Below are 23,808 nucleotides of genomic sequence, written 5' to 3'. Positions count from 1 at the left end.
GAAATCCCCTCCTCAAAAGTCTCCGAAGGAAAAATGCTTAAAGAGCATCCGCTTCGTGTTCAACCAACTGCTTGATCCCAGATGCGGCAGAACAGCCTTTAAAATGCCCGGAAGTCGTCCGCCGCCGAGATTCAGGAGACTGATGGAATCGGCGAAACGGCGTAAACTCGTACATGCATTTGGACTGATACCATCATATGTATCCCCTCCGTAAAATATGTTCAGGTTTTTGAAAAAATAGAGTTCGCCACAGCGATTACTGCAAAACGATATTTTACGTTTGGGTCCACTCACCTAATATATGCGTAGCAGGGTTTCCCCATGACTTCGACGCTAGATTTATAATAAAAAAGGATGTTTCTCTGACTCTCTATGCAACTCATACCCCTAAGTGAACACTTTTTTGAGCGTTCACTTAGGGGTATAAGCATCAAAGTCGTCGGATAACATCCTTTGTTTCTTATTCTTTTGAGTTTAGGCTTTAGGGTTTAAAGCTTCACCATAGTTCGTCTTCCTGCGCCTGACGCTCAAGCTGTCGCCGAACAGCCGCCTTGAGCCTATCCTCCGGTATCATCACCTCAACATCACTCTGGGCGCGAGCCTGACAGGACAAGCGGATGCCTTCATCCAGCAAAGGTCCCAGCTTGAGACGCTCTGCATCACTTGGCTGGCCTGCGTGTACAGCCCATTCCTGTGAAATATGCACCTTGCACATGAGACAGGCCGCTTTTCCATCACAACGGGTTGGAATATACACGTTCGCTTTACGTGCGGCCTGGAGCAATATCGTGCCTTGACCGACCTGTACGCGCCTGCCTGACGGCTTAAACGTAATATGCACATCCATGAACGGTCCTCCATTCTTGTAGCAACCACGAAATCTGCCAATTACAGCCTTATTCAGCTTTTGGAATGCAACTCGGGCCAAGGCAAAAGCTCTTGCAGCTTACCCAGTTGGTCATCTGTCCAAATGTTGCTGATCAGCAGTTGATTCAGCACCGCTATATGTCGCTGCGGATCACGCTTCATGGCGTCCGCTATCGCCTCATATCGGTCGGATCGATTTCGTAATAGATTAAATAACAACTCATGACTGAGTGGCATCAGACGCAGTGAAGAGTGCCCCAGATCAAACCGGATTCCAGCCGACCACAGCAACCGTTCGACCTCCAATCGATATAAAGCTCCGTCACACAGCACCTCGAAACCTCCCACAAGCTCAACTGGAAATCCCTCCAGTTCATAATGGCTCAGCAATGAAACGTACGAACCACTACGATCTACCTGCTGTCGGTCGATCATTACACCCGGTGGTTTCGCATGGAGCTGCTTCGCTGCATGAATATCTGCGTAAATATCAATATCTCGGGGCAGTCGATCCAGTTCAACCTCCTGCACAAGCAGCGAACAGCTTCCTCCCAGCATCCACGGAACAGCAATGGACGCCCAACCGTCCGCCAAGCTGCTCAGCGCAGCTGTCAGCTCGTGAGGCAGCTTGTTCAATCGCAGCGAAGATATAGCCTCCTTCACATTGTTTCCTCCCTTTCAGTCCATCATCCCGTTTCCTGTTGGGCACCATTATAACATGTTACGTATGGCAGTTCGACATTTTATGCATAAGAGAACAGCCGAGAATCTGCTGAAATAATAAAAAAAGCCGTGAACCTGTCCGGTTCACGGAGAATACAACCAGCCTTTAAACGACTGTAACTTTTATTTTTTCATCATCATTTTCATCAACGCTTCCATATTGGAAGGACTCATTCCGCTCTTTTTGACGGCACCGACAATATCCCTTACTGTATCTTCCGACACCGGAATATTGGCCATCGCAGATACCTGCTTTATCAACTGACGCAACTGCGCTTCATTTTGAAGCGTGTCCGCCTTCACGGTGCCTGCCAGCTTCTTCACCGCATTTTCAGATATGTTTTTGCCACCTTTTTTGTTAATGGCCTTCAACGCATCTTTCGGAAAGTTTTTATTCACATTATCCCCTCCTCCGCCATTACTCAACTCAGTTTATGAATGATGGAGGTCAAAGGTGATTAAGCTTACAAAAGACATGCCTTATGCCTAACTGAAAAAAGCTGTCTCAACCGCAGATAAAATCTACTTTCGAGACAGCCTTTTGTAAGTTTTATATGTGGAGCTAAGCCCTTACGAATGCCATTGTTCCCATGTTTGCAAGGGCATGACTTCCATTTCGGTTTTCGGATCGCGACCCATGAGCGCCTCGACGGCCTTACGGACATCTCGCCCTTCAAACAGTACCCCGTACAGCACTTCCGTAATAGGCATCTGAACGCCCAGCTTTTGCGAGATCGCATAGGCCGCCTTTGTCGTCCGAATGCCTTCTACCACCATGCCCATAGACTCTAGCACATCATCAAGCTTTCGCCCCTGCCCAAGCAGCGAGCCTGCACGCCAGTTACGACTGTGACGGCTTGTTGCGGTAACAACCAAATCGCCGATGCCTGCAAGCCCGGCAAAGGTCAAAGGATTGGCTCCCATTTCTACTCCGGCACGGGTAATCTCTGCCAACCCACGGGTGAGCAAAGCCGCTTTTGCATTATCTCCGAAGCCTAGTCCGTCCGACATACCCGCACCCAAAGCAATAATGTTCTTCAACGCCCCAGACAGCTCCACACCCAACAAATCCCGGTTCGTATATACGCGGAAATAGGAGTTCATAAACAGCTCCTGTGCAGCCTGTGCAGCCTTCTCATTAGACGAGGCTACGACAACCGTCGTAGGGCATTTCCGCACTACTTCTTCCGCATGGCTCGGACCGGACAGCACGGCAATATCACCCTCCGCGACTTCCAGCTCTTCTGAAATCACCGTAGACATACGTTTGAGTGTTTCCGTTTCAAAGCCTTTTATGGCATGAACAATCAGCATATCCTTGGTAAAGAATGCTTTCAGACTACGCGCCACCTGACGCGCAGCAGCGGAAGGAGCTACGATTATGACCGCTTTGGCACCAGACACCACAGCTTCCATATCAGTTGTAGCCGTAATCCGCTCAGACAGGACAGAACCAGGTAAATAATGCTCATTTGTATGCTTCTCATTGATTTCAGCAGCTTGCTGTTCGTTTCTCGTCCAGACAGAGACATCGTTGTTATTGGCCGCAAGGACGGAAGCCAGAGCTGTTCCCCAACTGCCCGCGACCAGCACAGCTATTTTCTCAGACAAGACGATCTCCTCCTTTGGAGCCAAGCTTGTTTTCTTTCCCCCGTACCAGCTTGGCAATGTTGGTGCGGTGTCTCCACACAGCAAACACACAAATGACCAGAGCCGTCCAGAAGAGCGGCCATGCATAACCAAGTACCAGTAAAATCCAAGGTGTCAAAATGACAAAAATCAGCGAGCCAAGGGATACATAGCGCGTAATTACGATTGCAAGAATCGCAATAATTCCGGCATATAATGCGGGGAGTAAGGCAATCGAGACCAATACACCAATAGCGGTAGCAATACCTTTTCCTCCGCGAAAGTGGAAATATACCGGCCAGTTATGACCTGCAATCGCCGCAATGCCACACAAACCCGGTAACCAGGATGAATTTCCGCCAAGCCAATGCCCTATCAGCACCGCAACAATCCCTTTAAGTACGTCCAGCAGCAGTACCAGAATGGCAGGGCCTTTTCCTAGCACGCGCAGCGTATTCGTCGCGCCAGCATTGCCACTTCCGTGCTGGCGAATGTCGATTCCTTTTAATTTTCCATACAGCAGACTGAAGCTGACAGAGCCAAGCAAGTAACTGAGTACGATGGCAATGATCTGTAAAATCAACCTATTCGCTCCTAACTTTCGTCAGACTTGCGCCGTGTAAAGATACGAATTGGAGTTCCCTCAAAGTTGAAGGCGGCGCGAATTTTGTTCTCCAGATAACGCTCGTAAGAGAAGTGCATCATTTCCGGATCATTGACGAATACAACCATCGTAGGCGGCTTAACAGCAACCTGAGTCACATAGTTAATACGCAGACGGCGTCCTTTGTCAGTTGGCGGAGGATTAATCGCAACCGCATCGGAAATAACATCGTTCAGCAAATGCGTCTGAATACGCAAGACATGCTGCTGCGCCACATGCTGGACAACAGGGAGCAGCTTTTGCAAGCGCTGCTTTGTTTTCGCAGACAAGAACACAATCGGAGCATAGGTCATGAACAGAAAGTGATCGCGAATTTTAGTTTCAAACTGGCGCATCGTTTTGTCGTCCTTGTCCACGACATCCCATTTGTTCACAACAAACAGCGAAGCTTTACCCGCTTCATAAGCGTAACCGGCAATGTGCTTATCCTGCTCAATAATGCCTTCCTCGCCGTTAATAACGACCAGCACGACATCTGCACGCTCAATAGCACGCATTGCACGCATCACACTATATTTTTCTGTCGTTTCATATACTTTACCACGTTTGCGCATACCCGCCGTATCGATCAGTACATACTTCTGACCGTCTTTTTCAAAAGGCGTATCAATTGCATCACGCGTTGTACCAGCAATGTCACTAACAATAACCCGTTCCTCTCCCAGGATGGCGTTAACGAGCGAGGATTTACCTACGTTCGGGCGGCCGATCAAGGCAACACGGATAACATCTTCATCATAAATGTCCTCTTCCAGCTCAGGCAAATTGGACGTGATCGCATCCAACAGGTCACCAATACCTATACCGTGGCTACCGGAAATGGCAATGGGGTCGCCGAATCCATAGGAATAAAACTCATAAATCAGATCCGCACGTTCCAGATTGTCCACCTTGTTTACAGCCACAATAACAGGTTTGCCCGAACGATACAGCATTTGGGCTACCTCTTCATCAGATTGCGTAATCCCTGCCTTCGCATCGCTCATAAATACGATCACATCTGCTTCTTCTATAGCCAGTTCAGCTTGCATCCGGATGGATTTCAAGATTTCATCTTCTCCATCAATCTCAATGCCGCCAGTATCAATAATACTGAAGGATTTACCGTTCCACTCCGATATACCGTAAATACGGTCACGGGTGATTCCAGGCTTATCTTCCACTATGGATAAACGATCCCCGATAATCCGATTAAAAATGGTGGATTTACCCACATTCGGACGACCGACAATAGCCACAACGGGTCTTGCCATAAATTCACTCCTCCTGTCAATTCTTCCGCTATCATCATAGCAAAAAACATGCCTGTTAGCGATATTGTCACGTAACAACAATCGGCGAACCCTCTGGGTCCGCCGATGGTGTACGTTATGCTTATAAAGTGTATTGACTCAAACTCATTTAAATTTGTTAAGTTTATCGCCAAAACGTTCGCCAAGCGTAATGCTCAGACCGGAATTATTCAAAGAAACGTTCGGATTGTTCAGTTCCTCACGAGGTGCGCGGGATGCACGTGGCGCTCTTTCTGCTCTTGGAGCAGCTTCTGGAGCTTCCTCAGTTTCTTTAATGCTCAGGCTAACACGTTTTTCAGTAGGACTCATTTCAAGAATTTTAACTTTAACTTCTTGTCCTTCTTCCAGAACTTCTTGTGGAGTTCCGATGTGTTTGTGGGAAATTTGGGAGATATGAACCAAACCTTCCACGCCAGGAGCGATTTCAACGAATGCACCGAAGTTAACCAGACGTTTAACAACGCCTGTTACAACGTCACCATTGTTAAATTGTCCAGCAGCAGATTCCCAAGGACCAGGCTGTGCAGCTTTCATGCTCAGGCTGATTTTTCCTTTTTCAGGGTCCACTTTCAGGACTTTCACTTTTACTTGTTCTCCTTCAGAAACCGCATCGGAAGGTTTGTCGACATGAGTCCAGGCAATTTCAGATACGTGAACCAAACCATCCACGCCGCCTACGTCAACGAAAGCACCGAATTGAGTGAGACGTTGAACCGTACCCACGATTTCTTGTCCTTCTTTCAGCTCAGCCATTACTTTAAGCTTGTTGGCTTCGAATTCTGCTTCCAGAACGTCTTTTTGAGAAAGGATCACTTTGTTGTTCTCACGATCCAGCTCTTTTACGACAACACGCAATGTGCGGCCTTTATAATCGCTGAAATCTTCAACGAAATGGCGTTCTACCATGGATGCAGGGATAAATCCGCGCAGACCCACGTCTACAACGATGCCGCCTTTAACGACATCATTAACAACCACTTCAAATACTTCTTTGCTTTCAAACAGTTGCTCCAGCTTTTCCCAAGCATTTTCACTGTCGATTGCGCGTTTGGACAGGACAAGTTTTTCTTTGCCATCGTCGATGCTAATAATTCTAGCTTCAACCTCTTGGCCTACTTGTACTGCTTCTTCTGCGTTGTCCAAACCAGAAGACAACTCGCGAATTGGAATAATTCCATCGTATTTATATCCAATGCTTACTACCGCTTGGTTATCTTCCAATTTCACGATTGTACCTTTAACGGTGTCACCTTTTTTCAGGGAGACGATTTGATCGAGCTCGTCTTGATTTGCCGCTTCAGCAGCTTCTTGATTTTTAATTTCTTCCGACATGTCAATACCCTCCTCAATTCAAAAAAAACCATTTATTTAAACCTGCGCATGGCAGAGTTCAAAACATTGTTAAACTTCTGTTCTAGTTTTCCGAGATTAGACACAATTCATGCAAGCCTTTCAGTTATTCGTAGGCTCGCCGGTTTCTCGCATTGTACGAATACGAGACATAATCTCTTCTGTTGCCAGCTCAAGCGGATCTCCTTCGATAACGGCACCTTTTTGGTAAGCATCCAAATTAACAGGTTTGCCGTATATCACTTTCGTTTTCCGGAAAAGCTTGTAATCACCAACAATGGCGACCGGAACGGCAGCCGCTCCACTACGCAGCGCAAAGCTGGCAGCACCCTTTTTACCGATTCCCCCGGCTCCTCTGGAGCCTTCAGGAAAGATCCCCATAACCTTGCCGTCACGCAAAATGGTCAAAGCCAGCTTAATGGATTCCTTGCTCACACCACCGCGTTTGACCGGAAAAGCTCCCAGCTTGTCGATTAACGGACCAAGTACAGGAGTATTAAATAGCTCGGCTTTCGCCATAAAGTGAACCTTTCGATCCAGCAAAATGCCAACTGTAGGAGGGTCCAGATTACTAATATGATTAGAACACAACAGTACTCCGCCCTCAGCAGGAACATTTTCCCTGCCTACCGCCTCAAGTCTGAACAGAAAGCGGTATATGAGACGCAAAATACGGACGCATACAGTATATATCATTGTCTGATCTCTCCATCCTTCGCCGTGGTGCAGTAAGATACAATGGTATCGACGACATCCTGAATGCCCATATGGGTCGTATCCAGCACGATAGCGTCGTCACTGCAACGAAGCGGGGATACCTCCCTCTCCTCATCAAGCTTGTCACGCGCCGCAATGTCACGTTCGAGCTGCTCCAGAGTGATATCATCAGCTCCGCTCAGTTCTTTAAACCGGCGAGAGGCACGTTCCTGAACACTTGCGGTCATAAACACCTTGACTTCAGCATCAGGAAGCACAGTAGTTCCAATATCGCGACCATCCATAACGACACCTTTACGTGCGGCCATTTCACGCTGGTTTTCAGTCAAACGCGAACGTAACCCCGCAATACTCGAATACTGTGACACCTTGCCTGTCACTTCCATCGAACGAATCACTGTCGTTACATCTTCCCCGTTACAATAAACCTTTTGGCCTGTAGGGTCCGGTACTAATTCAATCACCAGCTCAGGCACATATTGAAGCACTTTTTGTACATTTTCCGCCGGAATTTCCTTGCACATCATGTACCACGTTGCTGCTCGGTACATCGCTCCGGTATCTACATAAACATAAGAAAGTGCTTTCGCTACCAAGCGGGCCACCGTACTTTTCCCTGCACCAGCAGGTCCATCAATGGCTACATTTATTTTATTACTTGAAGATCCATGCTGCCTTGCCAACGGGTAATTCCTCCTAACCTAACCTCAAGAAAAAAGCAGGCATTGCCTGCGACGTGAAAATTATACCACACATTCAGAGTTGATGCAAAATGAACGGCAGGTTAACAAAAAAAGAAAACCTTCGGATGATTGCTATCTCCCCCGGAATTCCAACTGACGCTCAAAGCAATATTTGATGAGCTTTTGACGCTCCTGATCAGCAATTTTCTCATATTTCAGCATGATCAGCTTGCGACCGTTTTCCATTTGCTGAATACGTACAATTTCGGATTGGAACGGGACATGCTCCTGAGTTCCATTTTTATAAGGGACCAGAATCCAACAGGACAATGATTCACCTTCTTCCAGATGATGCGGGCCTTGAGTCTGAAAAGAAACGCCTCCACCGCCGACATCATGCGTCTCAGCTACAAACCTTGATTCGTTTGATCCATACTTCACCGCTATTTCCAGGTTGGCCTGAACCCGTAGAAAATTTCGACGCTGAATTTTACTGATGCTGTCTGGGGCAGGCTTGTGAATGCGGACCATCCGGAGCACATCCTCTTTAAAGCCGGTAACGTGGGTATTGAAATAGTTTTTTATCCCGCCCTCGCTCATAAAAAATATCGACAGTTCTTCTCCCAAAAACAGTTTTTTCAGATGGCCGCTCGTTTGAGACATGGGTACTTCTATCAGAAAGTTCTGAGACTCCTCTTCCGCAATACGCGACTTAAATTCAAAATGTTCGTCCGTATGATCGGTACCAGCCACTTGTATGTATAGCACATCATTAATTTTAGGAAACAAACCGCCCACCATCCTTGTCCATTTAAAAGCTGTAATAAGGTATATAATACCACGACTTTGTACCCATTTTAAACATTATATTTGTTATACCTATGTCAAAAGCACAAAAAACCCCCTTCATAAAGGAGGTTTAGCGTGACTAATGGTTCATTTTTACGTATTTATCCTATTTGCAATTAAACATGACTTGCTGAAGCCGGTTCGTCCGAATCTTTAACTTGTTCAATTGTTTCTTCCATCCCCGTATCAGCGTTAATGTAAATACGGTAAATGGAACCGTTGATTTTTCCACCAAATTCGTAGCACAGAACCTCTTTGGACAGTTCATTTTCAATCAGTGCTTTCCGGTGATAAGTTTCACGAAACTCAGGGTTCAGCTTCGCACGTGCTGCCTTCACATCCAGCTTGGCCTTCGGAATACGGCGGAGATGGCTGTGCTCGTACACATAGTCACTCGATTGAAAACCGATCACTTGCCCGTTATCGAGACCGGATCTAACTGTGATTTTTTCTGGATAGATGATCACATCCCCTTTTTGGGTGGCGAATGTGATACTGGCTAAATTTCCACTTTCATCATAAGAAACAGGCTTCATCCCCGGATATCCCTTACGTTGGAGGTATTCACTCGCATAGCGGACCGCCTCATTGCGAGTTGATTTTTTCGGGCCAACCGTTCTCATATCATGGTAAGAAATAAGCTTGCCGCCTTTTTTGGTATAATCCATGGTGGCTACAGGCTTCTGTTTGTTATACAGAGTAGCTGTATAAGATGCCCATTCCGTTCCTTTACCATTTTCATGGACACGGATTTGGCTTTCCGGTTTCCCTGTAAATTCTGCCGCATTCCGCTTAATTTGCTCCGCGCTTACAGCAGGAAGACTCAGCTTCTTCACAGAGCGCTTATCATAGATGCTTGCCACGGATGGTCCCCAATCCAGCTCCTTGTAGCTCTCCACCTTTTTGTCCACAGTTTGGAAGCCATCAATAATGGTGTTATCCTTTGGACCCGTTTGTGAGCCTGGCGCCACGTCTACATCCGTCCAGCGCAAGTTTTTGCTAATAACTTTTTGCCGAACTTCGTGCATATTTTTCGAAATTTCTTTGGAATTGTTATATAACGCTTTTAGATTTGATATTTCTTTCTCATTCAAAGGCTCGTGGTCCAGATCACGTACGGCAGTCTGATACGAAAATGCAGATACATGCGAAAGCAAATCCTTAGCATGATTAAATGGCATTACATTGAGAGGCAACTGATTAACATCATTTTGTGCCTCACTTGTAATCCTCCACACGTTCATCAAACATTTGCGATGCATCGCGTGTGAAGTATTATGGACAGCAACCGCGTTACCAAGTTGGGAGTGCAACTGGTCCATACGAAACGACAAATCATGAAACGCACGCTGATATTGATTTTCCGCTTTAATCGACATGCTTTTTGCCTGAAGAGATACCTCTTTTCTCATCTGGCTTTCCCGATAACCCCACACAAATGCTCCTATCATAATCAGGGCAACAATCGGAAACATTACGGCACTAAGTCGTCTATACATATTGGGAGTCTCCTTTCTTCAAGTACACTACCGATAGTGTGACAAGAAGAATGCTCTCTTATGCATGGTTTTCCATAACTTCGATAATAAACTCACAGTTATCGCAGATACAGCGCTTAAATCCGGTCTGAACACTCCCTTGCTCCATCCGTCCTCTCAGTACGAAACGTTCACCACACCTTTTACAATATATCCTCACTTTAATACGCAAAAAAAAAGACACCTCTTTCTCTAACAGGTTTGTCAGATCAGTGTGCCCCAATTTGTTACATATTAACCTTTTCTTCCCGTTTGAATAGTCGAAATGGAGATCGGTTGTTGGCCCGACTGATTTTCGCCATCCCTCCATACCAGAGAAATACCATCAGAGGAATGATAAACCAGATCCAGTCATGCGAAATTGTCGTCAGAACCAGGTCGTATATTCCATGCCAGAACCATGGAAGCACCAATGACAGAAACAACATATATTTGCTTTTCCAGTCCTGGGAAAACTTGGCCTTCCCCATGTAATAGCCCATCATGACTCCAAACATTGCATGACCAGATACCGGAAGCAATGATCTCATCAGCATCATACTAACAGAAGCGTGGCCCGCCCATGCGTACAGCAGATTTTCAACGGTTGCAAACCCAAGCGAGATTGCGGCGGCATACAATATACCGTCATAAGGTTCATCGAACTCGGTGTGATTATATATAATGTGGTACAGCAAAAACCATTTGAAAAACTCTTCTACTCCGGCCGAAATGCCGAACACCTGGATCAACGTGTGATCCCCCAGCCAAAGCAGCAGCCCGCGTTGAAAAATCATGACAGGCAGTACCACCAAAAAACCGAGCAAAAACACTTTGATGACCATGTGCAGCGGCTCGGATTCATATCTGTCCTTCAAGTAAAAATACATTAATAAGGCGAGACCCGGCGCAGTTGCTGCCGCTAAAACAGAAAACAGAAGCACCGATCATCCCTCCATAAAAATGAGTCGGCCCTGCATTCACCGCAGAGCCGACAAAGTCACTTCGATATTACTTTTCTTTAAGCCCCATTAAGAGCGGCTGTCAAAATGAGTGCAGATGACGTCAATCGCCTGTTCAGGAATGACCAGCTTGCCATACTCCTCCAGCATTGCCGGTGTTACGGATGAGCCTTCCCCAAATTCAGCAAGAACCGCGATCAAGGCCGCAAGCTTGGGCTCTTCTACTTCTTCCGGCTCCAAATGCAGAATCCATTTTCCTCTATAATGATACAGCTTACCTGCATCCGTGGTGTTGCTACGGAGCATGTGAGCCGCTTCTATGAGTACTTCGAAATCGCTAAACGCGTAGACGATGGAATCGCTGTGCTCCAGCGTAACTTCCATTTCGTAGACTTCCTCCGGAAGCTCATCATCGGGACCCGAGCCATATTGCTGGTGATCGTATTTCCCCCGAGTGACGATAACTACCATGCCCTGAGCAGGAAGCGCAAATACTTCGACAGCTAACGGTCCCGTGGCGTCGAAGCCCAGCTCACTATATGCCTGATCCATCATTTCGGTGAACAGCTCATGGACTCTTGGAATTTCTTGCCACATGTCGTCTTTTTGAATACCGCGTTCGCTCAAATCGTCAAAGGTAAGGAAAATCCGTATCTTGTCCTGGCTTAATCTTTCTATTTTCATACTGGACCCTCCTCCTGGCAGCCGAGTGTTATTAACAGATTATGATGCATTTATGGTGCCTGTGATGAAAATGGTTCTATGTAATCATGTTATCATTTTATAATCGTAAATGCACGAAATAAAAATGATAAAAAAAAGAATCATTTGAACGGCTTTTACAAAAAAGCCGCAAAATGATTCGAGATAGAGGTTCCGGGTTACAAACCCGGTACGGCTGTATGAGTTTCTTTCAGGATTTGCTCAACCTCACGCTTAACATCGGGACTGGTGCTGATAAACTCTTTAATCAGCTTCATATTTTCTTCTTTATTTTGGACTGTATGGGCGCTATGAGCTGTCTTATCTGTTGTGGAACGGTGATCGTGATCATTATGGGCGTCTTGCTTGTTAAGCGTAATATCACCCATTCCGGGGAACGCCGCGTCCATCATTTTGGTGCGAGCTTTTTGAACCAGATTACCGCCTTTTTTTCCATCCATGTCCATAGATAAGCCTAACATGCTGCGGTTTCGGGAGATCATAGCGCTCGCCACTGCGCCCAAAACGATTCCCAGGAAAAATGAAGATGTTTTCACAATTAGAACCTCCCTTTGTGGTAGAATCAAGCATAGTGTTCGTCAGCAGAGACAAACTCATACGGTATAAATACAGGAAGGTGAGATGAATTAATGGGTACAAAAACAGCAGCCATTTTGTTGACCGCATGTCTGCTGCTAAGTGCTTGCACTGCGGCCAAGCCGGAATCGGCAGCCACAAGCAATAACCAGACCCCGGCAACGTCTGAAACCAGTGACAACACAGACAAAGGGCAGGGCGCAGCTTCTTCTCCAACCAACAGCAGTGCGCAAGCAGGCAGTCATCATGGTAACAACTCAACGGCCCAAACATCGCCGCAAACTGGCAAGACCGTCCCCGACAGCAACGAGGCTACAAATTCAACGGCTACGGCTAACGTTAACAAAACGTACCATTTGGACAAGGCTTACAACGTGATCCCTAACCAGCAAGGGGCTGAGAAAAAGGTTGTTTTGCTGACCTTTGACGACGGTCCCAAGGAAGCGGTCATGATCAACAAAATCATCGACATACTGGACAAGCACAAGGCGAAAGCCATTTTCTTCGTAAACGGTTACCGCGTGAAGGAGCACCCTGAGCTGCTCAAGCTCATTCATGACCGTGGGCAGCCCATCGGCAACCATAGCTGGGATCACATCGTGCTAAAGAACAAATCCGAGGCCGAAGTGAAGAAACAAATTGAATCGGTGCAAAAAATTGTTAAGGATACAACGGGTCAAACGCCAGTGTTCTTCCGTCCTCCTCATGGCGCAGGTGGGGATGTCGGCCGCAAAGTTGCCAAAGAAAACGGACTTTTGTACATGACATGGTCCGTCGGTTCGCTTGATTGGACGATGAAAAAGAGTCAGCCGAATAAAACCGATGCACTTCTCAAAAATGTGACGGAACAATTACATCCGGGCAGCAATATTTTGATGCATGAGCTACCTTGGACCGCAGAAGCGTTGGATAGTCTGTTGACTCGTCTGGAGCAAAAAGGTTACCAATTTGTCGATCCCCAAAGCATTGAGGTCCCTGCCAGCTAACAGGCCCTTGTGTTCGTACTTCTATTTTCGATCCTGAACGATTGCAAAAGAGCCTCCATTTCCCGCAAGGCACAAGCGGGTAAGGAGGCTCTTTTGGCGTAAGTACAAGCGATGACACAGGCTTATCATTACCAGAACATTTCACTAATGGAAGGTGCCCCTTTGATGCCCCACCACAGCAATGCTGCTGTAATGAGCACAAAAAGTGTACTCAAAAAATTCAAAAACCACTTGCTCACCCGGATACGGCGGGACGGAAACATTTCTGCCCGTGTCCGGTACTCGCTGACAGGAGCATCATCCTCCACAGTCACAGCAACTTCCGGTGCAGCAGCAACTTGAACTAATTCCGGTACGGGCCGTGAAGCACGGGAGCGAACCGGTTTTGGACTGTTTTCTTCCTTGCTCTTGCGTCCATTTCGGCGGCTGCCGTAAGTCTGCACTCTGCTAAGTTCCTGATTCATGCTTCATACCTCCGAAAACGTAGCGCCAAACCGGATATGAGGTCTATCACAAAATGACAAATGATCGGCGCCCACAGGCTACCGGTCTGCACGTATATGTAGCCCAAACCGTAACTGCTCAGAAAAACCCAGCCTGTCGGAATCCAATGCCGCAAATACCGGATATGAATGACCGCAAACAAGATACTTGTCCAGTAAGGTCCAAAGCTGTACTGAATCGCCCCTCTGAACAATAGTTCTTCACAGATTGAAACGATGGCTGCTATACATACAATATGCCAGATCGGGCGGTTTTGAAACAGCATCTGGTTAATGCCCCCGTCATCCATAGCATCCTCGGGCATCACCCGCGACAGAAGCAGGTCCACCAGCAGCATAGCCGCTGCCAGTCCCAGTCCCCACCATAAAACATGCAAACTGTTTGGCCACACAAATAGCTCAAGCACATTTCTTTTCTGAAAAATAATCCAGATGGCGCCGACCAACAGGGTCAGCCCCTGGGTTAGATACAAATTGTAAAGCAGCAAGCGGTCATTCAATTCATGAATTTGCGCTCTTTTCCATTTCACTTTAAGCTTTTTCATAGTTAGTTAGTCCTCTGCATAGTCTTCTTAAGCATCATAGCCAAAAAGTCGGACGGATTCAAGAAGGCTTAAATCTTATTATTCCGCATTCTATAGCTATGTATCTAGCCCGGTGTCCACACATGTCACATGTCCTATTGACATGTCCATGTAAGCCATGATACATTATGAAAAAATTATTAGCGACAACAACAATGATGGAGAAAAGGTATTGATTTCGTCCTCAGAGAGCCGGTGCTTGGGTGGAAGCCGGTGGCGAAGTAACTACTTTCAGCGCTCCTGAGTTATTGCACCGAAGCCTTGGGATGATATCCCGGCATTAGATGCAATCGGCAGAAAACCGTTATCCTTTCGGTCATATTTATGACCGCTGAAGGCAGTCCGTTGCGAAACGGCTGCGAATTAGGGTGGTACCACGATAAACTCTCGTCCCTTACTATGGAGATAGTATGTGATTCGGGAGTTTTTTTGATGCCCGGAAACCGCCAAGCGGTTCTGCATATGACCTTTTTAACTGTCAGTTTGGTGCATAATGCTATTTCATCCCTTTTCTGCGTCAATGCGTTATCACGTTAGCGCTGTCCGCGATCTTCTGTTTTTTTCAGAAGCATTTCAAGTTTTTTCACGTTCTTTATGGAATGTATTTCAAAGTACATCCTGTCCATAAAAGAAGTTAACTTTGAGGAGGAAACCAAAATGTTTAAAGTGTTAGTATCCGATCCGATCAGTGACCTGGGCATCCAGCAACTGATGGATGCAGACGATGTCACGGTGGACAAGAACACAGGTCTCAGCGAGGACAAATTGGTTCAAATTATTGGTGACTATGACGCACTGCTCGTTCGTAGCCAAACCCGTGTAACCGAACGTATCATGACAGCAGGTAAGAACCTCAAGGTTGTCGGACGTGCCGGTGTCGGAGTGGATAACATCGACCTGGAAGCAGCAACACAACGCGGAATTATCGTCATTAACGCCCCTGACGGCAACACGATTACGACGTGTGAGCATACTTTTGCCATGATGATGGCTCTAGCGCGTCATATTCCACAGGCGTATGCTAAAACCATCGGCGGTACATGGGATCGTAAAACGTTTCTCGGTGTTGAGCTGCGTAACAAGACGCTTGGTGTACTCGGTATGGGACGCATCGGCAGCGAGGTAGCCAAACGTGCCAAAGCCTTCGGCATGAGCATTCTCGGCTATGATCCGTTTCTGACGGAAGAGCGCGCTGAGAAGCTAGGCATCAAGCTGGCAAGTGTGGACGAAATTATCCGCAACGCAGATTTCATGACGGTACACACACCGTTAACACCGGAAACGAAGCATATGATTGCCCGTCCGCAGTTTGAAGTGATGAAAAAAGGGATGCGTATCATCAACTGTGCCCGCGGCGGCGTTGTCGATGAAATGGCTCTCGTTGAAGCCATTGATGAAGGCATCGTTGCTGGCGCAGCCTTTGACGTATTCGAATCGGAGCCGCCAGCACAGGATCACCCTTTCCTGAGCCATCCGAAAATTATCGTTACACCGCATCTGGGTGCATCCACAGTAGAGGCTCAGGAAAATGTAGCGATCGACGTATCCGAGCAGGTGCTGCACATTTTGCGTGATGAGCCGTTCAAAAATGCGGTCAACATGCCTCCGGTGCCATCCAACGTGATGACGCAATTGCAGCCGTATTTCTCGCTTGGCGAGAAACTGGGCAGCTTTGCCGCTCAAGTGACAAATCAGGCTGTACGTGAAATCCAGGTGGATTACGCAGGTGATCTGTCTTCTGTAGATACACAACCGCTGACACGTTATATTTTGAAAGGTGTGCTCAGTCGCCATCTAGGTAGCGATGTTAACATTGTAAACTCGGTCCACCTTGCCAAAACACGTGACATCCATCTTGTCGTGTCTCAGGCTCCGGCTACCAAGGGCTTTACCAACCTGATTACCGTCACGCTCAAAACGCAAAGCGGCGAGGAGCAACGTGTAGCGGGTACCCTGCTCGCAGGCTATGGCGAACGTATCGTCCGATTGAACCAGTTCCCGGTGGACGTGGCACCAGAAGCGCATTTTCTGCTCATCTCCCACAATGACAAACCCGGCATTATTGGCCGTGTCGGCACTCTGCTCGGGGAGAACGGCGTGAATATCGCCTCCATGCAGGTAGGACGTAAAATTGTCGGTGGTGAAGCCATCATGATTCTGACTGTTGATAAAGCCGTTCCTAAAGACGTGCTGATCCAACTGGTTGGCTTGCCGGAACTGAATACCGCTCAAGAAGTGGTACTCGATTAAGCTATCAGCAGTGCGAATAATGTTAACATGCTTTGCCTAATCGGAGAGGCGCCCGGCGAACCGGGCGTCTTTTTTTATATATCCACGACGCATATCCGTGACCAGCATCAGACCTACCTGTTCTGAGAAGCTGAATGTTCCACGTTGAACAAGATAAATGTTGATTTTTCAACAAAAAGCACCCTCTTCCGAGGATGCCTGCGAACCGGGGTATATTCTGCTGTTGGCTTATAAGCCCTGTTGCAGAGCCCGACTTTGTTTTTTGGAGATCGGCAGCAAAATAGTGAACTCCGTCCCTTCTCCCAATACGCTGGCTGCAGTGACAGAGCCTCCGTGAGCCTCCACAATATTTTTGACAATCGCAAGCCCCAGACCGGTTCCTTTGTCCACTCCCCGCACTCTGGCCTTGTCCGCCTTGTAAAAGCGGTCAAAAATATAAGGCAGATCCTCGCTGGCAATGCCCACACCTTCATCCTTAATCCGAATGCGGATCAGCTCATGCCGTTTCCCCAAAATCCGATCGGCACTAATGGTAACACTTTTTCCACCGGGCGTATGCCTGAACGCATTATCCAGCAAATTGGTCAGTACCTGTTCCAATCGGTCTTCATCTGCTTCAGGCAGCAGTAGATGCTGGCCTTGCTCATGATAATCGAGCGTCAGCCCCTGTTCCTTTGAGCGCACCGTAAATTTACGATGAACACGCTCGATCAGCTCATTCACATCCACTTCCTGACGATGCATGTCTGTATGACCTGCCTCCATTCGGGCCAGATCAAGCAGATCCTTGACCAGCCTTCCCATACGCAACGATTCATCATGGATGACGCGTACCAGTTCCTCGGATTCTTCCGGTGAGCCAGCCATTCCATCGAGCAAGGCCTCGCTGTAGCCCTGCATCATGGAAAGCGGTGTACGGATTTCATGGGATACATTGGCCACAAAATCGCTCCGCATCTTCTCCAGCTTGACTTCCTCCGTGATGTCTCTGAGCACAGCCACAGCGCCACGAATTACATTATCTGTGTACAACGGTGCCATCTGCACCGACCAGGAGCCCTGTTTTACATGAATATAGTCTCCGCCGTCCTCTCCCCTGTCCATAACGGTATGGAATAACGGCAGCAATGGCCCGGGTACAGACACTCCGAATTCCTCCTGGTCGCGCTCTTGCCACTCCAGCTTTTTCCATCTATCCAGTAGACTTTGCGCAGGCGGATTCGTCAAAATGATTTGTCCGCTTCTGTCGAAGGTCATAACAGCATCAGACATGCTTCTCAGCACGCTGGACAGATGATTCTTCTCCTCATTCAGACTGCGGATCGTCGCCTCCAGCTCCGTAGACATATGATTAAAAGTTTTCGCCAGTTCGCCAATCTCGTCACTCGTTACCAGCGAAAGCCGTGTATCATATCTTCCCTCACGGATCGCATTCGCCGCCTGAATCAACAGCTGCATAGGCTGCGTGATTTTAGTAAAAAGAAACAGAGCAAAAAAAGTCGTCAGTAAAAAGCCGACAATGCATGTATAGGTGAACAAATGCTTGATTTCCGTCGATTCATATGCGGCGAAATTCCTGTTGATGTAAGGCAACAAAAAAAGTCCCAGAAAAATAAGCACACAGCCTACCAAACAAATGATGGTGATCCACAGCTTGCCTACCAGCGATCTCCAGAAGCTCACGTTATTTTGGAACCTCCAGCTTGTAGCCCACGCCCCAAACCGTCGTAATCATAGCGGCTGCCTCCGGCGATACTTTGTTCAGCTTTTCACGAAGCCGTTTGACATGCGTATCCACCGTTCGTAGATCACCAAAAAATTCATAATTCCATACGTCTTTCAGCAGTTCTTCGCGCGAAAACACCTTATCCGGCGACACAGCCAAATAATGCAGCAGCTCGTACTCTTTAGGTGTGAGACTGATTTCAATCCCGCCTGCACTTACGCGGTGCGCATCATGCTCAATAATAAGATTCGGAAAAACAATGCTGTTGCTCGGCACCGTCTCCTTGGTCAAAAAAGCAGTTTCCGACGAACGGCGCAAAATCGCCTTCACCCGATAAATCACCTCACGCGGGCTAAAGGGCTTGACCACATAATCATCGGCTCCGACTTCAAAGCCCTGTACGCGGTTTACTTCCTCGCCTTTGGCGGTCAGCATAATTACAGGTGTAGCTTTGGTCTGACGCAGACGTGTGCAAACTTCAATTCCATCCATGCCCGGTAACATCACATCGAGTAGAATAATACTGTAATCGCTTGCAGTCGCTTTCTGGAGCGCAATTTCGCCATCCTCAGCTTCATCAATTTCGTATCCTTCTTTTTCCAGGTACATCCGCAGAAGGCGGCGAATGCGTTCTTCATCATCTACAATTAATATGCGGTTGCTATGTTCTGACATATTCCCAGCCCCTTCGCTAAAAAAAGCATTCTCTCTATTTTACTATTTTCCCGTGTCCGGTCAAACCTTACTCTGTTCATTCAGCTCTCTTTACACCAAAAAGGCCGGGGTTATGACCCCCGTCCTGTCCGTTTCTTTTTCGTGTTGTCTGACTGTGCAAGTTGAATGAGACGGTTGATTTCGTCCTTAGTAAGAGGTCTCGTCAGACCGCGCTTCAGGTTTTGCAGCAGAAGATCGCCGAAAGCAATCCGCTTAAGCTTGATAACCGGATGGGAAATGGCCTCAAACATCCGTCTGACCTGACGGTTTCTGCCTTCATAAATGGTAATCTGGATCACAGACTCCTTGCCGTTCGGGTCCACATCCTTGTATTCCACTTCAGCAGGTGCGGTAATACCGTCCTCTAGCACGATTCCTTTTTTCAGCTTGTCCAACTCGGTTCCGTGTGGAACGCCTTTGACTGTCGCCACGTACGTCTTGGGCACATGATGCTTCGGATGAGTGAGCAGATTGGCGAACTCGCCGTCATTGGTGAGCAACAACAGCCCTTCAGTATCGTAATCAAGACGACCTACCGGATAGACGCGTTCCTTAACGCCTTTCAGATAGTCGGACACAATTTTACGGCCTTCCGGATCGGAAGCGCTCGTAATTACGCCTTTAGGCTTGTTCATCATTAAGTAGATTTTTTTCTCGGTTTTGATCGGTCTGCCCTTTACCGTAATTATATCCTGATCAGGGTCTGCCTTCGTTCCCAGCTCTGTTACGGTAACCCCGTTTACTTCCACGCTGCCCGCCTGAATAAGCTCCTCACATTTACGTCGGGAAGCTACGCCAGCCTGAGCCAATATTTTCTGCAATCTTTCCATGTTCGCTAATTCACCTCATGCTAATGATACCCATCCATGAACAAAATCACAAGCCCCGTTCACAAATCAATGCAGGAATCAAAATACAAGCAGGCAAATCGCAATCGCTGCCACAAAACCGACTACGTCTGAAAACAGTCCCACCTTCAAGGCGTACCGTCCATTTTGGATACCTACCGCGCCAAAATATACAGTCAGCACATAGAGTGTCGTGTCCGTACTGCCCTGAATCGTGGAGGCAATACGACCGATCATGGAATCCGGGCCATACGTGCGGATCAGATCCGTTGTAAACGCAAGCGAGCCGGTGCCCGTCAACGGGCGCAACAGTCCTAATGGCAGTACCTCACCGGGTACGCCCCAGCTTTTGATCCAGGGCGTTACCCAGGATATCAAGTAATCCAGAGCGCCGGACGCCCGAAAAATGCTGATAGCCACCATCATGCCTACGAGATGAGGAATGATGCTGATGGCCGTGGAGAAGCCGTCTTTGGCTCCATCCACAAAGGAATCGTAGACTGGTACCTTTTTGGCATATGCATATAAAGGAATAAAGGCAAGAATAACCGGAATGGCCCAAGTCGATACGAGATTAATGAAATAAAGCATGCCTCCCTCATCCTTTCCAAGTGGTGTTTCTGCCCTTGGCAGCCGTCATTCCTGATCTAGGAACGGCAGGTGAAGAAACGGGCGGCGTAGCCGGAGAGGACGCAGATGCTGGCGTAGCTTGTGGTGCCTGTGTTTTCTGCGGCGGCAATGATGATGTGGACGGTGGACTGGCTGGAGGGCGACGCAACTCCCGGCTACGGTACCAGCGATCCGCCGCAATCGCGGCAAAGGTGGCTATCGCAGTCGCCACCAGCGTCGTTCCGACGATTTCGGTCGGATTGGCGGAATGATAATTGAGACGAATCGCAATCAGTGTGGTCGGAATAAGCGTAATACTGGCCGTGTTCAACGCGAGCAGCGTACACATAGCGGGCGTAGCGGTCTGCTTGTCGGGATTGAGCGATTGCAGCTCTTGCATCGCCTTGATGCCCATCGGGGTCGCTGCATTTCCCAAGCCGAGCAGATTAGCGCTCATATTGGACAAGATATACCCCATAGCCGGATGATTACGCGGGACATCAGGAAACAGAAAAGCAACTAGCGGGGCAAGCAGTTTGGATATTTTCTGCAAAAGCCCCCCATCTTCCGCCAGCTTCATCATGCCCATCCAGAACACAAGCACACTAATCAGTCCAAAGCATACCGTGACACCCGTAGCCGCCCCGTCAAATGCCGCTTTGGTCACCACTTCAATATTTCCCTGTGCGGCGGCAAACACAAATCCAATACAAATCAGGGCCACCCATATGAGATGAATCAAGACCGATCCCTCCCTTTCACCGATGAATGTGACGCAATCCCTATGCTCTGAACAGTTTTCTTAAAATATCGCTCCATCCGCTCGCCCAGGTGCGCTCTTGGTTGCCACGGCTTGCAGGAGCTTGTGCCGTCGTAATTTCCTGTTGTGGCTGTACTGTGCTCCGAGCGGGCAGCTTACTGCCTTTTTCATACACAGGAACGGAGCCAATAAGCTTACCCTCTAGCAGGAACTCGACACGTCCCCGCAAACCGAAGGATACGTCAGCTCTGTTAGACTTGGACTTTTTATACAGGACCAGTCTTTTGTGCAGCTGCACCTTCTCCCCATCATGCAAAGGATAGGCAAAGCTTGCGCCTGTAAGCAGCGGGTAACCATCAATCGGCTGTTGATTGTCCGTAATCGGAATGAGCGGGTAGTATCGGAAACCGTAGTCGAGCATGCGGGCATGGTCATTCCAATCATCTCCGTCATTCAAGGTAACAGCGGCAAGCTGGCGACCGTCCCGTGTGGCTGAGCTGACCAGACAGCGAAACGCTTTTTTCGTAAAACCCGTTTTCACACCATCAGCTCCCTCATAGAGCCTCAGCATCTTGTTCTTGTTATGCCATGAATAATCCCAAGATTCATTCGGATTGGGTGCTTTTTTCAACTCCGTTTTCACAATGCGAGCAAAGGTTGGATTATGCAGTGCATAAGCGGTAAGCCGGGCCATATCATTGGCAGAGGAATAGTGTCCCTCGGCATCCAGTCCGTGCGGATTAGCAAAGTGAGAATGGCTTAGTCCAAGCTGAACCGCCTTCTCATTCATCAAATGAACAAATCCTTCTTCCGTCCCTCCCACATGCTCCGCAATGGCGGAAGCCGCATCGTTACCGGAACGAAGCATTAAGCCGTACAACATATTTTCCAGTGTCATTTGTTCACCCTTTTGGAGAAAAAGCGAGGAACCCTCTTTGGCATAAGCCGTCGGACTCACCTTTACCCGATCCTGCAAGCGCCCATGTTCAATGGCTACGATCGCGGTCATGATTTTGGTTAGACTGGCGATGCGTAGCTCCCGGTCACCCTCGGCGGAATATATGATTCTTCCTGATGTGACATCAATAAGAGAGGAAGCCTGAGCATGTGTAGTCAAAGCTGGTGGAACTTCCTCCTTCTTCACTGCTCCCCGAGCAGGCTGAGGATTCAGCAATGTGAGCGGCAATGTCAGGACGAGCAGCAGTGCCAGCGGCAACACAAATGTGTGTGTCTTTGAAAAAAATCGGATGCTACCCGCGTGGATTTTTGGCATTCTTTTAAACATTTGGATTCCTCCGGTTTTGAACAAGTCTTGTACCATTCTATGTCCAAGCTGTTCAAAGTATGTCCACCTTTATAGCAGAAAATCCCTCTAGGGATATGGTGTATCGTCCCTCTCTTCCGCATACTTTTTGGAGTAAACTAGGCAACTTGCACTCCTGCTTACATATATATAATAGTTACTAAACATGATGAATGAATGGAGGTACTACATGCAACGGCAACAGTTTGAAACGATCTTAAGAAGCCGAATTGTCGAGGCAGCGGAAGCCTTGAATCGAAGCGGTGTATCCTTTGCCACCTTTGATACCGCACGCAGCAACGCGCAATTTTGGGAGTTGACGGAGAAAGGCGGATTTCAGATTAAAGCAGGTGTTACACCAGCGCAGGGGATCAGGGATATTTTTGTAAATGGGCATAAATATGCCTTTGAGTGTGCGACAGCTATGGTCATTGTGCTCTACAAAGGAGTGCTGGATTCCATTCTGTTAAGTGAATTTAACCGGATTTTTGCCGATATGCTGCTGTATGATTGGCACTATGACAGTGATCTCAGACTCATACAGGAGCAGGGGATTCAAAAGGCCGTTCCTGGTGATATCCTGTATTTTAACAATCCCGATGTATCACCCAAAACGCCGGAGTGGAAAGGAGAAAACGTTGTCAAGCTAAAGGAAAACTCGTTTTATGGTCACGGGATTGGCATCCACACAGCGGAAGGCATCATCGACTCCCTCAATCATCATCGGCGACCGGGGTCCACCACTTCTGCTTATTTGACAAATGAAGTGATCTACCCCGATTTTGTCTATCTGTCACAGTTTGCCCCTGAGGGAAACCGGGAAGAAGAACTTGAGCCGAGCCCTTCACACGTGCACACTCCTCGTATACATGCGAGTATCGGTGGAAGACAGTATATTCGTGCATAAATTATTATGGCTGGGTGTATGTAAAAAAAGAGGGTGTTCCTTAGCCAATAGCTGACTTTGGAATAC

At 47.8% G+C, this 23,808-nt stretch carries 26 protein-coding genes and 1 other annotated feature; of the genes, 3 read left to right on the top strand and 23 right to left on the bottom strand.

The features are described from left to right. Window positions 1-12: 12 nt before the first annotated feature. The 15 genes from ACWXW9_RS00360 to ACWXW9_RS00290 all read right to left on the bottom strand — a co-directional run bounded on the left by ACWXW9_RS00360 (window position 13) and on the right by ACWXW9_RS00290 (window position 12,512). A complete protein-coding gene (locus tag ACWXW9_RS00360) occupies window positions 13-294 on the bottom strand; it encodes a hypothetical protein (protein ID WP_494927798.1) in 282 nt (93 codons plus the stop codon). A gap of 202 nt (window positions 295-496) precedes the next feature. After that, a complete protein-coding gene (locus ACWXW9_RS00355; protein WP_494927797.1) occupies window positions 497-847 on the bottom strand; it encodes a 2Fe-2S iron-sulfur cluster-binding protein in 351 nt (116 codons plus the stop codon). A 53-nt stretch (window positions 848-900) separates the two neighbouring features. Next, the gene (locus tag ACWXW9_RS00350) at window positions 901-1,530 is read right to left on the bottom strand and encodes a hypothetical protein (protein ID WP_494927796.1); all 630 of its coding nucleotides are present in this window, start codon (window positions 1,528-1,530) and stop codon (window positions 901-903) included. Between the two features lie 183 nt (window positions 1,531-1,713). Then, complete coding sequence (locus tag ACWXW9_RS00345; protein WP_494927795.1) at window positions 1,714-1,989, bottom strand: stage VI sporulation protein F; 276 nt, start codon at window positions 1,987-1,989, stop codon at window positions 1,714-1,716. Window positions 1,990-2,160: 171 nt separating this feature from the next. Then, on the bottom strand, window positions 2,161-3,201 hold the full coding sequence (locus tag ACWXW9_RS00340) for an NAD(P)H-dependent glycerol-3-phosphate dehydrogenase (RefSeq protein ID WP_494927794.1): 1,041 nt from the start codon (window positions 3,199-3,201) through the stop codon (window positions 2,161-2,163). Beyond that, window positions 3,194-3,802, bottom strand: coding sequence for a glycerol-3-phosphate 1-O-acyltransferase PlsY (gene plsY, locus ACWXW9_RS00335; protein ID WP_494927793.1), 609 nt, complete (start codon window positions 3,800-3,802; stop codon window positions 3,194-3,196). Before plsY ends, ACWXW9_RS00340 begins: the two co-directional genes overlap by 8 nt. An 11-nt stretch (window positions 3,803-3,813) precedes the next feature. Then, the gene (gene der, locus ACWXW9_RS00330; RefSeq protein WP_025682256.1) at window positions 3,814-5,136 is read right to left on the bottom strand and encodes a ribosome biogenesis GTPase Der; all 1,323 of its coding nucleotides are present in this window, start codon (window positions 5,134-5,136) and stop codon (window positions 3,814-3,816) included. A gap of 144 nt (window positions 5,137-5,280) precedes the next feature. Further along, a complete protein-coding gene (gene rpsA, locus ACWXW9_RS00325; RefSeq protein ID WP_431088242.1) occupies window positions 5,281-6,507 on the bottom strand; it encodes a 30S ribosomal protein S1 in 1,227 nt (408 codons plus the stop codon). A gap of 120 nt (window positions 6,508-6,627) precedes the next feature. Next, the gene (locus ACWXW9_RS00320; protein ID WP_494927792.1) at window positions 6,628-7,221 is read right to left on the bottom strand and encodes a lysophospholipid acyltransferase family protein; all 594 of its coding nucleotides are present in this window, start codon (window positions 7,219-7,221) and stop codon (window positions 6,628-6,630) included. After that, window positions 7,218-7,925 carry a (d)CMP kinase gene (gene cmk, locus ACWXW9_RS00315; RefSeq protein WP_149093583.1) on the bottom strand — a complete coding sequence of 236 codons (708 nt, stop codon included), beginning with the start codon at window positions 7,923-7,925 and terminating at the stop codon, window positions 7,218-7,220. The genes ACWXW9_RS00320 and cmk overlap by 4 nt, the downstream gene beginning before the upstream one ends. 132 nt (window positions 7,926-8,057) lie before the next feature. Then, window positions 8,058-8,714 carry a flagellar brake protein gene (locus ACWXW9_RS00310; RefSeq protein WP_494927791.1) on the bottom strand — a complete coding sequence of 219 codons (657 nt, stop codon included), beginning with the start codon at window positions 8,712-8,714 and terminating at the stop codon, window positions 8,058-8,060. Between the two features lie 176 nt (window positions 8,715-8,890). Further along, window positions 8,891-10,273: a germination protein YpeB gene (ypeB, locus tag ACWXW9_RS00305; protein WP_494927790.1), complete on the bottom strand. Its 1,383-nt coding sequence runs from the start codon at window positions 10,271-10,273 to the stop codon at window positions 8,891-8,893. A gap of 266 nt (window positions 10,274-10,539) precedes the next feature. Then, the gene (gene prsW / locus ACWXW9_RS00300) at window positions 10,540-11,235 is read right to left on the bottom strand and encodes a glutamic-type intramembrane protease PrsW (protein ID WP_494927789.1); all 696 of its coding nucleotides are present in this window, start codon (window positions 11,233-11,235) and stop codon (window positions 10,540-10,542) included. 87 nt (window positions 11,236-11,322) lie between these two features. Further along, window positions 11,323-11,937: a genetic competence negative regulator gene (locus ACWXW9_RS00295; RefSeq protein ID WP_014282120.1), complete on the bottom strand. Its 615-nt coding sequence runs from the start codon at window positions 11,935-11,937 to the stop codon at window positions 11,323-11,325. 197 nt (window positions 11,938-12,134) lie between these two features. Beyond that, window positions 12,135-12,512 carry a hypothetical protein gene (locus ACWXW9_RS00290; RefSeq protein ID WP_494927788.1) on the bottom strand — a complete coding sequence of 126 codons (378 nt, stop codon included), beginning with the start codon at window positions 12,510-12,512 and terminating at the stop codon, window positions 12,135-12,137. 93 nt (window positions 12,513-12,605) lie between these two features. Between ACWXW9_RS00290 and ACWXW9_RS00285 the strand changes: the two genes are divergently transcribed. After that, complete coding sequence (locus ACWXW9_RS00285) at window positions 12,606-13,538, top strand: polysaccharide deacetylase family protein (protein WP_494927787.1); 933 nt, start codon at window positions 12,606-12,608, stop codon at window positions 13,536-13,538. A gap of 128 nt (window positions 13,539-13,666) precedes the next feature. On the opposite strand, the gene ACWXW9_RS00280 is transcribed toward ACWXW9_RS00285, so the two are convergent. Further along, entirely contained in the window at window positions 13,667-14,002 is a 336-nt protein-coding gene (locus ACWXW9_RS00280; RefSeq protein ID WP_494927786.1) for a hypothetical protein, read from the bottom strand. Next, window positions 13,999-14,586 (bottom strand): type II CAAX endopeptidase family protein, encoded by a 588-nt coding sequence (locus tag ACWXW9_RS00275; protein WP_149093578.1) that lies wholly within the window; start codon window positions 14,584-14,586, stop codon window positions 13,999-14,001. The genes ACWXW9_RS00280 and ACWXW9_RS00275 overlap by 4 nt, the downstream gene beginning before the upstream one ends. Window positions 14,587-14,771: 185 nt before the next feature. Continuing rightward, window positions 14,772-15,023, top strand: a binding site (T-box leader). 259 nt (window positions 15,024-15,282) lie between these two features. Here ACWXW9_RS00275 and serA point away from each other — a divergent pair. Further along, a complete protein-coding gene (serA, locus tag ACWXW9_RS00270; RefSeq protein ID WP_494927785.1) occupies window positions 15,283-16,875 on the top strand; it encodes a phosphoglycerate dehydrogenase in 1,593 nt (530 codons plus the stop codon). A 228-nt stretch (window positions 16,876-17,103) separates the two neighbouring features. Here the strand turns inward: serA and ACWXW9_RS00265 are convergent, their stop codons facing one another. The 6 genes from ACWXW9_RS00265 to ACWXW9_RS00240 form a co-directional block, all read right to left on the bottom strand. Beyond that, the gene (locus ACWXW9_RS00265) at window positions 17,104-18,558 is read right to left on the bottom strand and encodes an ATP-binding protein (RefSeq protein WP_494927784.1); all 1,455 of its coding nucleotides are present in this window, start codon (window positions 18,556-18,558) and stop codon (window positions 17,104-17,106) included. Window position 18,559: 1 nt separating this feature from the next. Beyond that, window positions 18,560-19,276, bottom strand: a complete 717-nt coding sequence (locus ACWXW9_RS00260; protein WP_025685818.1) for a response regulator transcription factor — start codon at window positions 19,274-19,276, stop codon at window positions 18,560-18,562. 110 nt (window positions 19,277-19,386) lie between these two features. Beyond that, window positions 19,387-20,145, bottom strand: coding sequence for a pseudouridine synthase (locus ACWXW9_RS00255; protein WP_025685819.1), 759 nt, complete (start codon window positions 20,143-20,145; stop codon window positions 19,387-19,389). 78 nt (window positions 20,146-20,223) lie between these two features. Beyond that, the gene (locus ACWXW9_RS00250; protein ID WP_494927783.1) at window positions 20,224-20,754 is read right to left on the bottom strand and encodes a spore maturation protein; all 531 of its coding nucleotides are present in this window, start codon (window positions 20,752-20,754) and stop codon (window positions 20,224-20,226) included. 7 nt (window positions 20,755-20,761) lie between these two features. Further along, complete coding sequence (locus ACWXW9_RS00245) at window positions 20,762-21,514, bottom strand: nucleoside recognition domain-containing protein (RefSeq protein WP_494927782.1); 753 nt, start codon at window positions 21,512-21,514, stop codon at window positions 20,762-20,764. 40 nt (window positions 21,515-21,554) lie between these two features. Continuing rightward, window positions 21,555-22,817 (bottom strand): D-alanyl-D-alanine carboxypeptidase family protein, encoded by a 1,263-nt coding sequence (locus ACWXW9_RS00240; RefSeq protein WP_494927781.1) that lies wholly within the window; start codon window positions 22,815-22,817, stop codon window positions 21,555-21,557. A 208-nt stretch (window positions 22,818-23,025) separates the two neighbouring features. On the opposite strand from ACWXW9_RS00240, the gene tgl reads away from it, so the two are divergent. After that, entirely contained in the window at window positions 23,026-23,742 is a 717-nt protein-coding gene (tgl, locus tag ACWXW9_RS00235) for a spore coat transglutaminase TGL (RefSeq protein ID WP_494927780.1), read from the top strand. The last annotated feature ends 66 nt before the right edge of the window (window positions 23,743-23,808 follow it).

This window comes from Paenibacillus sp. LT-B23 (genome assembly GCF_059417685.1).
Note: the sequence above shows the minus strand (reverse complement) of the source record. Positions and strands in the feature narration are given on the sequence as shown.